This window comes from Winogradskyella litoriviva (assembly GCF_013249065.1).
Taxonomy (GTDB): domain Bacteria; phylum Bacteroidota; class Bacteroidia; order Flavobacteriales; family Flavobacteriaceae; genus Winogradskyella; species Winogradskyella litoriviva.
In genome coordinates this window covers 35,155-47,895 of the sequence record NZ_JABRWQ010000007.1, presented here as the reverse complement: position 1 = coordinate 47,895, position 12,741 = coordinate 35,155, and the positions used below count along the sequence as shown (strand labels likewise).

Below are 12,741 nucleotides of genomic sequence, written 5' to 3'. Positions count from 1 at the left end.
TTATACTTTATTTAAACGTCATGCAAAGTAATCATAAAAAAAGAATCTGTATTGTGTCTCGATCACTAAGTGAAGGAGGAGCAGATAGAGTGGCTGCAATGCAGTCTGTTTTTTTATCAGATTTAGGCTATGATGTTTATATTGTTACTATTCTTAATAGTGTAAAGTACCCTTTTAAAGGTGAGTTATTTAATCTAGGAAAAATTAAAGAACAGAACGATACACTGTTTGGTCGTTTTAATCGGTTTCTTTTATTTAAGAAGTTTTTAAGGTCCAATAATATTGATGTGGTAATTGATCATCGTGTGCGCTGTAAACCATTTTCTGAGTATATAATTTCTGGTTTTGTTTATTCTGAGTCAACTATTTATATGGTGCATAATTTTACGGTAGACCGTTATTTTCCTCCATTAAAACTTTTAACCAATTTCTTCTATAAAAAGGCAAAATCCATAGTATCGGTTTCTAAAAATATTGAAGAAAAAGTAAGAGAAACTTATAAGTTCAAAAATTTAAAAACGATTTACAACCCAATAGATTTTGATTACATTAATAGATTAAAAGAACAAAAAATAGAAATGTCGTCTCCTTATGTTTTTTGGTATGGACGATTTGAAGAAAATCAAAAAAACCTGTCACTTTTAATAGATGCATATTCTAAATCACAACTTCCTAATCGTAATGTAAAGTTATTACTTATGGGAAATGGTAAGGACAAAAGTATAATAGTTAATAGAATTATTAATTTAGGTTTAAGTGAAAATGTAGAGGTATTACCTTTTTCTGAAAATCCATTTTGCTTCATAACTTCTTCAAAATTTACCATTTTGTCTAGTAATTATGAAGGTTTTCCTATGACCGTTTTAGAATCATTAGCGTGTGGTATTCCGGTGGTTAGTGTAGAATATAAAAACTTTGAAGATGGTGTTATAAAGCATGAATATAATGGCTTAATGGTAGAAAATCATAACCCTGAAGCTCTGGCAAAAGCCTTAAATCGTTTTATTAACGACGAAAAATTATATCTTCGCTGTAAAACAAACGCTAAAAAGAGTGTAGCATCTTTTTCCGTAGAAAATATATCTAAACAATGGCAAACTTTAATAGATAATTAATGGGTACAACAATTAACGATGTTACAATTTTAGAAATTCCAAGAGTTCATGATGAGCGTGGCTTATTGGCCGTAATAGAAAAAGAAACCATTCCTTTTAAAATAGAACGTGTTTATTATTTATATGATGTGCCATCAGATGCTTTTAGAGGAGGACATGCTCACAAAGAACTCTATCAGCTAATTATACCGCTTTCGGGCAGTTTTAATGTATTATTAAAAGATGGAAAGGAAAGTAAAACGATAAATCTAAACAAGCCACATAAAGGCTTATTAATTGTGCCTGGTATTTGGCGAGAAATTGATAATTTCTCTTCAGGTTGTGTGTGTTTGGTATTAGCATCTTCTGTATACAATGAAGATGATTATATTAGAAACTTTAGTGACTTTTTAGCCTTTAAAAAGACTTAGGTAGATTTTGTTTTTTATAATATAAGGCCTTATTTTGTTTAGAGCTTTTAAAACAAAAGAAGGCGTTTTTAGTAACGTTTTTTGTTTAAAATTTAGATGATTAAAATCTATTGTTTTTAATGTGTCCTTATATATTTTAGTTTCACCATTAATTTTAGTTCTTAAAGCTAATCCATAACGTTTAAGGTCTAAGTAATGTTTTAAATCTTCATTTTTTAATTCAGCCGTCTTAAAAGAATTAAATATTCTGTACCGTACATCATTAAACTCTGATTTAGATAAACTATTTGTAATTCCTTTATTGTAAATCATAGTTACCTTAGGATTAAAAATAATAGTTTCTTTAAGAGCAATTCTAATCCATAAATCTAAATCTTGTCCTGTTTTATATTCAACGTTGAACATTTCATAAGAAAAAAAATTTTCTCTAGATATAGCTGCGGCAGACGTCCAAATGATATTATCTTTTAAACTAGCCTTAAAATAGTTTTCTAAAAGAACAGGTTGATCAATGGTATTAATATTCAGGTTTGCGTTGGTAATATAATTAGAACTATATTTTATCTCATAATTATTTCCATAGAGGCCAGCATTTGGAAATAGGGAAATACTTTCTTTTAAACTTTGTAAATGATTTGTTTTCCAGTTATCATCTGCGTCTAAAAATGCTAAATATTTTCCAGAGGATTTCTTTGCAGCAAAGTTTCTAGCAGCTGCTACACCTGAATTTGTTTGATGAAACAACTTTATTTTATCTGAAGAGAATGATTCTACAATTGAAACACTTTGGTCAGTAGAGCCATCATTAACAATAACAATTTCGTAATCTAAAAAATCTTGAAGCAGTACACTTTTTAAACAATCAGAAATGTAAACTTCCTTATTATAAAGCGGTATAATAACAGAAAAAAAAGGCATATTATAAATTCTGTATTAAGTGATTAGCAATTGTTTTTGAAGATTTTAAAGTCCTGTCTGTAATTGCACCTTGTAGTAAAACACTATTAAACAAAGCATCTTTAAAGGTATCAATTTTAGATTTGTTAGGTATATAATCAACAGCCTTTTCTAAGATTTGAGAAAGTTCTGACTTATTTTCAAGTTTAAGACAAATAGTGTTGTTGTCATAAAAAGCATTACCTAAAACCACAACGGTTTTATAGTTTAGTATAGCTTCTACACCAACAGTAGAGTTATTTACAATGACAATTTTAGCTGTTTTTAAGGCTGAATTTAAAGATGTAGTATTATCAATTAAAATATGGTTTGTGTTTATAAATTTATATAGTTCGTTGTCATATTTATTAACATAAAGCGGATGTTCTCTAACTATTAATTTTACACTTTTTGGTAAATTGTCATAAACACTCTTTACAATTTCATTATGAGATTTAAAATGAGGACTATGATAAATCATATTAACATCTAATGGAACCTGAAGCACTAGTAAGGCAATAGGTTGCGAAGTGTTTTCAAAAGCTATTGCAGAATTTTTATTCCTTTTAGTTAAGCGTTGTACAACATCTGTAAACTTTATGTCTGGAGGACAAATAGTAGTTTTTTCAAATAAGATGGAAAACAGAACATCCATTCCACGATAAAAAGGAGAACGATTGTATTTTTTAGCAAAACTATTTAAAGGCTTATCATTATATTTTTTAGCATTATTTTGCACTTTAAGAGCACTCTTGTTTCGTATACTCAAGTTAGCATTTGCACCTTCATCATCAAAAAAAGTTGTGTTAACTGGTCCTTGTTCTATATAATAAACTTTGATGTTATGTTTTTTGGCTACGGCAACTGCAATTTCTACACAAAGTCTAGAATCGCCAAGGGTTAATAAATAATCGGGTTTTTCTATTGTAAATCTTTTTTCAAAAATATCTATGTATGCGAGGGCTTGAAGTTTTAGTGCTGTTTTTGAAATTTTAGAGTTTAGTGCTTTATGAAATTGAATACAATTTAGATATGAAATCTCTTTGAATAACTCAGAAGAGTTAATTATTCTTTTATAGGTCTTTTGTTTTTTCTGTACTAAAAACCAGGCTTTTAAGGTAATCCAACTACTAAACTTTAATCGGAATAACGTGTACAAAAAACCACTTATATGAATACTGTAAATTTTAAAATGAATTGAAGTTTTTGAATTAATTTTAAGATGCTTCTCTATATCTAGAAAGAATCTCGAAAATTTATCAAAATACCCAATGCATATTACAGTCATGTTTTAATATATAAATTTAGCTTCAATCAATGGTGAAATTAATTTGAAATGCTAACCAACCAACAACTAATTATCCTTTTCGCTGCACCACCTCAAAAACCTTATTCTCATCGCATTTTAAAGTTTTGCTTGGATATTTTAAAAGCAAAGCATAATCGTGTGTGGCCATTAAAATTGTATTGCCATTTTTATTAATGTCTTGCAATACTTCCATAACTTCTATACTTGTTTGTGGATCTAAGTTACCTGTAGGTTCATCAGCTAAGATAAGTTCAGGGTCATTTAATAAAGCTCTTGCAATAGCTATACGTTGTTGCTCTCCACCAGAAAGTTCATGAGGATATTTAAACCCTTTAGTTTTCATGGCAACTTTATCTAAAACGGTGTCAATTCGGTCTTGAATTTTATTTTTCTCTTTCCAGCCTGTAGCTTTTAAAACAAATTCAAGATTACCAATAATGGTTCGGTCTGGTAGTAATTTAAAATCTTGAAAAACAATACCCAACTTTCGTCTTAGAAAAGGAATGTCTTTCTCTTTCATGGTTTTAAGATTAAAATCTACTACAGAACCTTCGCCTTCAGTTAATTCTAAATCACCATAAAGGGTTTTCATAAAACTACTTTTACCGCTACCTGTTTTACCAATAAGATAAACAAAATCACCTTTTTGCATTTCAAAATTAACCTTAGAAAGGACTACACTTCCGCCTTGGTAAATTGTGGCATCTTTTAGTTCTAAAACCGTTTCAGACATAGTATTGATATAATTATTTGGTAACTGTAAATGTATTGCTTAAAATCTCAAATGCCAAAAGCTACAAGTTAATTTGTAAACGAAATTCTAATTACGTTAGTATTTTAGAACGTAAAACGGCCAACTATTAGTAACCAATCAAATATTAATAACTCGGTTTATAATTATAAGCAAATTCTGTCGTTATAGATTTGGTATATAATTATATTTGAACTTAAATTAAATCATCAATTAAACACATAACTAATGATGTTACTTAAAAGACAGTTAATCATCGTTTTTATAGTTTTTACTTCGTTTGGTATGGCACAAAAATCTGCCGTTTATACTAGCGATTTACAAGACTACCAAAAAGCATTAACTTTATATAATAATAAACAATACAAAGCTGCGCAGTCCTTGTTCGATGCTATTAAGGACAATACTTCAGATGTTACAATTCAGTCAGATTGTGCCTATTATATTGCAAATTGTGCTGTGCGTTTAAATCAGAATAATGCAGACGATTTAATAACCGATTTTGTAGATGAATATCCTACAAGTACTAAAAGAAATACAGCATTTTTAGATGTTGCGGATTATTACTTTAATAATGGCAAATATGCTTATGCACGCAAGTGGTACGAGCGTGTGGATGAAAGAAGTATTGCACGTTCAGAAAAAGAAAGTTTTAACTTTAATTATGGGTATTCCTTATATTCTACAAAAGACGAGAAGAAGGCAACCAAGTATTTAAATAGAGTTGTAAACTCTAAAGAATATGGTTCTCAGGCTAAGTATTACATAGGTTTTTTAGCATACCAAGGTGATGATTATGATACAGCTAACGAGTATTTTGACCAAGTTAGCGACAACGAAAAGTACAAAGAGAAGTTATCTTACTACCAAGCTGATTTAAATTTTAAACTAGGAAAGTTTGAAAAAGCCATAGAATTAGCTTCAGAACAATTGCCAAAAAGTAACGCAGCTGAAAAGTCTGAGTTGTCTAAAATTATTGGTGAAAGCTATTTTAATTTAGAGCAATATGCAGAAGCAATTCCTTATTTAAAAGACTATAAAGGTAAAAACCGAAAATGGAGTAACACAGATTATTACCAATTAGGTTATGCGTATTACAAACAAAATGATTTTGAAAGTGCTATTTCAGAATTCAATAAAATTATAGGTGGTGACAATTCCGTAGCACAAAATGCCTATTACCATTTAGGAGAAAGTTATATCAATTTAGATAAAAAACAAGAGGCTTTAAACGCCTTTAGAAATGCGTCTCAAATGGATTATGATTTAAAAATCCAAGAAGATGCATGGTTAAACTACGCTAAGATTAGTTACGAGATTGGTAATCCATACCAATCCGTTCCTCAGGTTTTAACCGGTTATTTAGATCAATATCCAGATTCTGGTTTTAAAGAAGAAATTGAAACACTTTTAATAGATTCTTACATCACATCAAAAAATTACGAGGAAGCATTAATACTTTTAAAAGGGAAAAACAGTTTTGAAAATAAAGAAGCTTACCAAAAAGTAGCCTTTTTTAGAGCAGTAGAATTATACAACGAAAATAAATATAACGAAGCTTTAGACTTGTTTAATGGTTCATTAAAGGAGTCAATTGACCCAATTTTTGTAGCCAAAGCAACGTTTTGGAATGCCGAAACAGAATATAACTTAAACAATTATAATGACGCTTTAACCGGCTTTAAACAATTTGCAGGTTTAAGTGAAGCTTCAGGTTTAGAAGAAAATAAGAATCTTAATTACAATTTAGCTTACACTTATTTTAAGTTGAAAGAATATAGTAATGCTTCCACTTATTTTGAAAAATTTATTCAATCTAATTCTTCAGATTTATTGCGAAAAAACGATGCTTATTTAAGATTAGCAGATGGTTATTTTGTGTCTAGCCAATATCAAAACGCTATAGATTCCTATAAGAAAGCGATTAAACTTAATAAAATTGAAACAGATTATGCTGCTTTTCAAATAGCCATGAGTGAAGGCTATTTAGGAAAAGGGGCTGCTAAAATTTCAGCTTTAAAATCGTTTATAAATGATTACCCTAAATCGGCTTTAAGAGATGATGCTATGTATGAGTTGGCTAATTCTTATGTAAAAGCTAACGACACAGACAAAGCAATGCAAATGTATGATAGGTTGAATACTGAATACAGTAAAAGTGCATTTACATCTAAGTCTTTACTGCGTCAAGGTTTAGTGTATTATAATGGAAATGATAATGAACGAGCGCTGAGTAAATTTAAAAAAGTAGCAACCGATTTTCCTGGTTCTGGTGAAGCTGTTCAGGCTGTTTCAACTGTAAGATTAATATATATCGATCTTGGTCGTGTAGATGAATATGCTAATTGGGTTAGAACTTTAGATTATGTTGAAGTTTCAGATATTGATTTAGATAATACAACCTATTTAGCAGCAGAGAAACCTTATTTAGATAATGAAACAGATAAAGCAATCCGTCAGTTTAACAAATATTTAAATGAGTTTCCTAACGGTATTCACAGTTTAAAAGCACACTTTTATGTCGCACAACTATATTATAAAAAAGATTTATTAGAAAACGCACAACCACATTATAAAGCGGTTGTTGAAGCTTCAAAATCTGAATATACAGAACAAGCCACTGTAAAACTGTGCGAAATTTATTTAAGTAATTCTAACTGGAATAAAGCTATACCAGTTTTAAAAGATTTAGAATTAGAAGCAGATTACCCTCAGAATGTAATCTACGCACAATCTAATTTAATGAATGCTTACTACCAAACGGAAGACTTTGCAAAAGCAGAAAATTATGCCGAAAAAGTATTAAGCCATTCAAACCTAGATAACAAAGTAACCAGTGATGCTAAATTAATCATTGCACGTTCGGCTATAAAAACAGGAAACGAAACTAAAGCCAAAACAGCTTATGCAGAAATTGAAAAAATAGCCACAGGAAGCGTGGCAGCCGAAGCATTATTCTATAATGGTTATTTTAAAAATAAGGCAGGTGATTATGAAGCATCTAATACAGTGATTCAGAAATTAGCTAAAGATTATGGGAGTTATAAATTGTTTAGTGCCAAAGGTTTGGTGGTTATGGCTAAAAACTTTTATGCTTTAGGTGATGCCTTCCAAGCGACATACATATTAGAAAGTGTGATAAGTAACTTCCCTGATTTTACAGAAGTTGTAAATGAAGCACAACAAGAACTGAATAAAATAAAAGCGGAAGAAGCAAAAACAAATTCATCAATTGAAACTGAAGACTAAAACAATCCCTTTGAAAAAGGAATCTCTTAGTTGAAGCAAATTCAAATCAAAACATATAAAATGAAAATCAAGTTTTTAATTTTTATACTAACCATATCAAGCAGTCTTTCTTTTGTCGTAGCACAAGAAAAAGACACCATTGCAGACCAAACGGTTAATGTTATAAAACCATATAAGCCAACAATTTCTGATGCCTTTAAGATTAAGGATAATCCAAAATTGAATGACTCCAACGCAGTGAAGAAAAAGGAAATAAAATATAATATTTTCTCAATTCCTGTGGCTTCTACATTTACACCAGCAAAAGGAAAAGCTGCAACTGTAGATAAAGTTAAGGCTGTAAAATTATATGATAATTATGCGTCTTTAGGTTTTGGAACGTACACTACTATTTTAGGTGAAGTGTATCTTAACCATGAGTTAAGCAGAGACGAGAATGTTGGTGGTTATTTTAGTCATCATTCTTCACAAGGTGGAATAGACGAATTATTGCTAGATGATAATTTCTCAAAAACAAAATTAAACGCATATTACTCTAAAAGTTTAAGAGATTTTTCTTGGAAAGTAGATGGAGGCATAGATATGCAAACTTATAATTGGTATGGCTTACCTCAAGATTATTTTGGTGAAGCAGAAGCCAATGTTATTAATCCAAAACATAATTTCACTAGTTTTAATATTGGCGGAAAAATTGATTTTAACGATGCTATTGTAAACGATGCTAGTATTCGTTTTAGACGCTTTGGAGATGACAGAAATTCTGGTGAAAACATTTTTAGTGCAAATACAAATTTTGAAGTAGCCATAAGAGATGCAGATATTGATGCAGAAGTATTTTTAGAAGGCATAGCAGGAAGTTTTGATGCAGATTATAATGGAATAGCAGAAGTGAATTATGGAAACTTTATGTTTGGTGTAGCGCCTTCTTACCAATTGATTAGAGATGATTTAACACTTAATTTGGGTGTGAGATTAACTTATCTTAACGATACGGAATTGAGTAAAAGTAAATTTTACTTCCATCCTAATGTAGATGCATCTTATCGTTTAGTAGACGAGCTTTTAATAGCTTTTGGTGGTTTAACAGGTGAAGTAATTCAGAATTCATATTACCAATTTGCAAATGAAAATCCATTTGTGTCGCCAACCCTTGCTATTGTGCCAACCAATCAACAGTTTAGAGCTTTTGTTGGTGTTAAAGGTAAATTAACCAATAATGTGAGTTATAACGTTAGAGGAAATTACGGTTCAGAAAAAGATAAGGCTTTATATAAATCTAATACAGCTGTGGCAACACCTACTGAAGATTACCAATACGGAAACTCTTTTGGAGTAGTTTATGACAATGTTACTACATTCTCTGTTTCAGGTGAGTTAAATGTAGATGTCAATAGAAATTTTTCTTTGGGAATTAAAGGCGAGTACTTTGCTTATGATATGAAAGACCAAGCACAAGCCTGGAACTTACCAGATTTAGAAGCATCCATATTTGTAGATTATCAAATATCCGAACAATGGTTTGCAGGCGCCAGTGGTTATTTTGTAGGCGAACGTAAAGATGAAAGAATCGTAGAAATTCTCTTTGATACTGCAGAAGTTACACGAGTTGGTTTAGATAGCTATTTTGACCTCAATGCACATGTTGGTTATAAATTAAATGACCAATTATCGTTTTTTGCAAAAGCAAATAACATATTTAATCAAGATTATGACCGTTGGTTAAATTTCCCAGTGCAAGGCATTCAATTTTTAGCAGGTGCTACATATCAGTTCGATTTTTAAATAGAACAGGTATTGCCAACTTAATTAGGTAACCTCTTTCTTTGTTATATAAAAGCGTTCCAAATCCGGAACGCTTTTCTTATTTTTACAATGCTTATAAACCAACCACTATGAAGAAATTATTATCCATTCTAACATTGTTTACAATCTTCGCATGTCAAAAAGATAAACAACAAGCAGATTTAATAGTTACAAACGCTAACATTTATACGGTAGATAATGACTTTAGTAAGGCTGAATCCTTTGCTGTAAAAAATGGTAAAATAATTGCTGTCGGTTCAACTTCAGAAATTGAAGGAAAATATAAAGCAATAGATACACTTAATGCCAACGGCAAAACTCTTTTGCCAGGTTTTATTGATGCACACTGCCACTTTTTAGGACTAGGTCTAGACCAACTAGATGTTGATTTGGTTGGAACAGAAAGTTTTGAAGATGTAATTAAACGTGTACTAGATTTTCAAAATAAAAAACAACAAAACTATATTGTAGGAAGAGGCTGGGATCAAAATGATTGGGAAGATAAAGCGTTTCCGAATAAAAAATTGTTAGATAAATTATTTCCTAAAATACCTGTGGCATTAACACGTATAGATGGTCACGCTACTTTATGCAATCAGGCCGCCTTAGATCTCGGTAATATTACAATTAATAGTAAAGTTGAAGGAGGAGAAGTAGTGATTGAAAATGGTGAATTAACAGGAGTTTTAGTTGATAAAGCTGTAGATATGGTGTGGAGTAATTGGCCAACAGAATATACAAGGGAAGATTTTGTAGAAGCGCTACTGGTTGCTCAAGACATGTGCTTTGATTTGGGCTTAACAACTGTTGACGATGCTGGTCTAGAACAGTATGCTATAGAACTCATTGATAGTTTGCAAAACACTGGAGATTTAAAAATGCGAGTTTATGCTATGGTATCAGCTTCGCAAGATAATTTAGATTACTTTTTAAGTAAAGGGACGATAAAAACAGATCGACTAAATGTGCGTTCATTTAAGTTTTATGCAGATGGAGCATTAGGATCTAGAGGAGCAATGCTAAGAGAACCTTATTCAGATAAACCAGGTCATTTAGGTTTAATGGTTACGGATTTAGAAACACTGAATAAGTCTGCTGAACGAATTGCAAACTCGGAGTATCAAATGAACACACATGCCATTGGAGATTCTGCAAACAGAGCGGTTTTAGAAACATATAATAAGGTTTTAAAAGGAAAAAAGGACAGACGTTGGCGTGTAGAGCATGCACAAATAGTATCTGAGGATGATTTTGAATTATATAAAAATGTAATGCCATCAATTCAACCAACACATGCTACAAGCGATATGTATTGGGCAGAAGATAGAGTAGGAGAAGAACGAATAAAAGGTGCTTATGCTTATAAACAATTATTAGAAGCTTATGGAAAAGTAGCCTTAGGAACCGATTTTCCTGTAGAACGTGTTAGTCCGTTTTTAACGTTTTATGCGGCTGTTGCCAGGCAAGATTTAGAACACTATCCAGAAGGTGGTTTTCAAATGGAAAATGCTTTAACTAGAGAAGAAGCTTTAAAAGGAATGACTATTTGGGCAGCTTATTCAAATTTTGAAGAAAACGAAAAAGGAAGTATTGAAGTTGGTAAATTTGCAGATTTTATCATCTTAGATAAAGATATTATGACGGTTGAAGCTAATGAGATTCCTGATATTAAGGTGTTGAAGACCGTTGTTGGTGGTGAAGTGCAGTAGTATGGATTAGTTAAAAAAGTTTCAAAGTTTCGAAGTTTCAGAGTTACAGAGTAGCATTGTTCCTAAGAAGCATAGATTTTTTTAATGAAATTTTAAATCGAATCACTCATTCAACTTTGCGGCTTAGCGTCTTTGCGAGCATTAATCTTCCATAGAAGCAAATTAATACAAGCGCGCCAAATAATCAAAATGTTCGCCATCCATAACCTTCTCACATTTTAAGCCAACAGTTAAGCATGCTGTTTTTAAAGTTTCAAAGTCGAGATATAACCATTTCATTGCAGCTTCTTTTTCGCCTTTATAAGATAAATAATAATTGAGTTCTCCAGGATAACCTTGGTTTAAATCTAACCATTGTCCACCATCTTCATCTTCGTACATATAAGAAATGTCAGAAGAATCAATAAGAATTTGTCCATTGGGTTTTAATAAGGATTTTAAATGCTTCAAGTTTTGAGAGACAAGAGACAATTCTTGAAAAATTCCTGTGCCATTCATTAATAATAAAATAGTGTCAAACCTTTCAGTCTCTTCTAAAAGCGGTTTTAATTCAGCACTAAAAACACCTCTTTTTTTAGCGACTTCAATTGCACCTTTAGAACTATCAATAGCTTTTACGTTTAGTCCTTTGTTTTGCAACCATAAAGAATGACTTCCAGAGCCGCAACCAACATCTAAAACTTGACCTTTAGATAATTGCAAAGCCTTTTGCTCTAGTTTAGGCATTTCAGAATAGGGTCTAAATAAATATGGTATAGGTAAAACATCGTCATCAGAAATGTTTGTGGATGTAATTATATCTTCAGAATAATTTCCGTTTTGGTAATCTAATAATGCTTTTCCAAAAATATCTTTTTTCATAATTTCTGTCAGTTCTAGTGATTTTGATTTTTCTCGAAATTGTATCGAGAACTTTACTTAAATTTGTGTTATGCAAGACCAAATCAATAACCTTCCAAAGCTCGCCAAAGATAAGCATAAGGAGAATAAAACCTTTTTTACCAAGCTAAAAAAGAAACCACCAAAACAGCTCGATTATTTAATGCAAGAGTTGCACGAAGATGAATTTGAGCGTACTGATTGTTTAGAATGTGCTAATTGCTGTAAAACAACTGGTCCTTTGTTTACAGATAAAGATATTCAGCGTATTTCTAAGTCTTTTAAGATGAAAGAGCAACAGTTTATTGAAACATATTTGCGCTTAGATGAAGAGAACGATTATGTATTACAATCTGTGCCATGCACATTTTTGGGAGCTGATAATTACTGTTCTATTTACGATGTAAGACCAAAGGCATGTAGAGAATTTCCGCATACAGATAGAAAAAAGTTTCAACAGATTTCTAATTTAACATTGAAGAATGTTGCCATTTGTCCGGCTGCTTTTAATATCGTTGAAGAAATGAAAAAACGGATTCAATTTTAATATTGAAGATTTCGGAATAATTTTTGATAATAA

Annotated in this window: 10 protein-coding genes; 6 read left to right on the top strand and 4 right to left on the bottom strand. The window is 31.1% G+C overall.

The window, feature by feature from the left end; translation table 11 throughout:
* Window positions 1-53 precede the first annotated feature (53 nt).
* Window positions 54-1,115, top strand: a complete 1,062-nt coding sequence (locus HNV10_RS15055; protein WP_173302222.1) for a glycosyltransferase — start codon at window positions 54-56, stop codon at window positions 1,113-1,115.
* The gene (locus HNV10_RS15050; protein ID WP_173302221.1) at window positions 1,115-1,525 is read left to right on the top strand and encodes a sugar 3,4-ketoisomerase; all 411 of its coding nucleotides are present in this window, start codon (window positions 1,115-1,117) and stop codon (window positions 1,523-1,525) included. The genes HNV10_RS15055 and HNV10_RS15050 overlap by 1 nt, the downstream gene beginning before the upstream one ends.
* Here the strand turns inward: HNV10_RS15050 and HNV10_RS15045 are convergent.
* The 3 genes from HNV10_RS15045 to HNV10_RS15035 all read right to left on the bottom strand — a co-directional run bounded on the left by HNV10_RS15045 (window position 1,505) and on the right by HNV10_RS15035 (window position 4,503).
* Window positions 1,505-2,443 carry a glycosyltransferase family 2 protein gene (locus tag HNV10_RS15045; RefSeq protein ID WP_173302220.1) on the bottom strand — a complete coding sequence of 313 codons (939 nt, stop codon included), beginning with the start codon at window positions 2,441-2,443 and terminating at the stop codon, window positions 1,505-1,507. The genes HNV10_RS15050 and HNV10_RS15045 overlap by 21 nt on opposite strands.
* 1 nt (window position 2,444) lies before the next feature.
* Window positions 2,445-3,749 (bottom strand): capsular polysaccharide export protein, LipB/KpsS family, encoded by a 1,305-nt coding sequence (locus HNV10_RS15040; protein WP_173302219.1) that lies wholly within the window; start codon window positions 3,747-3,749, stop codon window positions 2,445-2,447.
* A 70-nt stretch (window positions 3,750-3,819) separates the two neighbouring features.
* Window positions 3,820-4,503, bottom strand: coding sequence for a cell division ATP-binding protein FtsE (locus tag HNV10_RS15035; RefSeq protein ID WP_173302218.1), 684 nt, complete (start codon window positions 4,501-4,503; stop codon window positions 3,820-3,822).
* 246 nt (window positions 4,504-4,749) lie between these two features.
* Between HNV10_RS15035 and HNV10_RS15030 the strand changes: the two genes are divergently transcribed.
* The 3 genes from HNV10_RS15030 (at window position 4,750) to HNV10_RS15020 (ending at window position 11,282) form a co-directional block, all read left to right on the top strand.
* Window positions 4,750-7,770, top strand: coding sequence for a tetratricopeptide repeat protein (locus tag HNV10_RS15030; RefSeq protein ID WP_173302217.1), 3,021 nt, complete (start codon window positions 4,750-4,752; stop codon window positions 7,768-7,770).
* A gap of 60 nt (window positions 7,771-7,830) precedes the next feature.
* Window positions 7,831-9,552, top strand: a complete 1,722-nt coding sequence (locus tag HNV10_RS15025; protein WP_173302216.1) for a porin family protein — start codon at window positions 7,831-7,833, stop codon at window positions 9,550-9,552.
* Between the two features lie 110 nt (window positions 9,553-9,662).
* A complete protein-coding gene (locus tag HNV10_RS15020) occupies window positions 9,663-11,282 on the top strand; it encodes an amidohydrolase (protein ID WP_173302215.1) in 1,620 nt (539 codons plus the stop codon).
* Window positions 11,283-11,444: 162 nt separating this feature from the next.
* Here HNV10_RS15020 and HNV10_RS15015 read toward each other — a convergent pair whose 3' ends face one another.
* Complete coding sequence (locus HNV10_RS15015; RefSeq protein ID WP_173302214.1) at window positions 11,445-12,143, bottom strand: class I SAM-dependent methyltransferase; 699 nt, start codon at window positions 12,141-12,143, stop codon at window positions 11,445-11,447.
* Window positions 12,144-12,213: 70 nt separating this feature from the next.
* Here HNV10_RS15015 and HNV10_RS15010 point away from each other — a divergent pair, with 70 nt between their 5' ends.
* A complete protein-coding gene (locus HNV10_RS15010) occupies window positions 12,214-12,708 on the top strand; it encodes a YkgJ family cysteine cluster protein (protein WP_173302213.1) in 495 nt (164 codons plus the stop codon).
* Window positions 12,709-12,741: the final 33 nt, after the last annotated feature.

Bases quoted from the DNA above. Each gene is read 5' to 3' on its own strand.
- HNV10_RS15050 (WP_173302221.1), top strand. From the start codon at position 1,115: ATGGGTACAACAATTAACGATGTTACAATTTTAGAAATTCCAAGAGTT.
- HNV10_RS15045 (WP_173302220.1), bottom strand. From the start codon at position 2,443: ATGCCTTTTTTTTCTGTTATTATACCGCTTTATAATAAGGAAGTTTAC.
- HNV10_RS15040 (WP_173302219.1), bottom strand. From the start codon at position 3,749: ATGACTGTAATATGCATTGGGTATTTTGATAAATTTTCGAGATTCTTT.
- HNV10_RS15035 (WP_173302218.1), bottom strand. From the start codon at position 4,503: ATGTCTGAAACGGTTTTAGAACTAAAAGATGCCACAATTTACCAAGGC.
- HNV10_RS15030 (WP_173302217.1), top strand. From the start codon at position 4,750: ATGATGTTACTTAAAAGACAGTTAATCATCGTTTTTATAGTTTTTACT.
- HNV10_RS15025 (WP_173302216.1), top strand. From the start codon at position 7,831: ATGAAAATCAAGTTTTTAATTTTTATACTAACCATATCAAGCAGTCTT.
- HNV10_RS15020 (WP_173302215.1), top strand. From the start codon at position 9,663: ATGAAGAAATTATTATCCATTCTAACATTGTTTACAATCTTCGCATGT.
- HNV10_RS15015 (WP_173302214.1), bottom strand. From the start codon at position 12,143: ATGAAAAAAGATATTTTTGGAAAAGCATTATTAGATTACCAAAACGGA.
- HNV10_RS15010 (WP_173302213.1), top strand. From the start codon at position 12,214: ATGCAAGACCAAATCAATAACCTTCCAAAGCTCGCCAAAGATAAGCAT.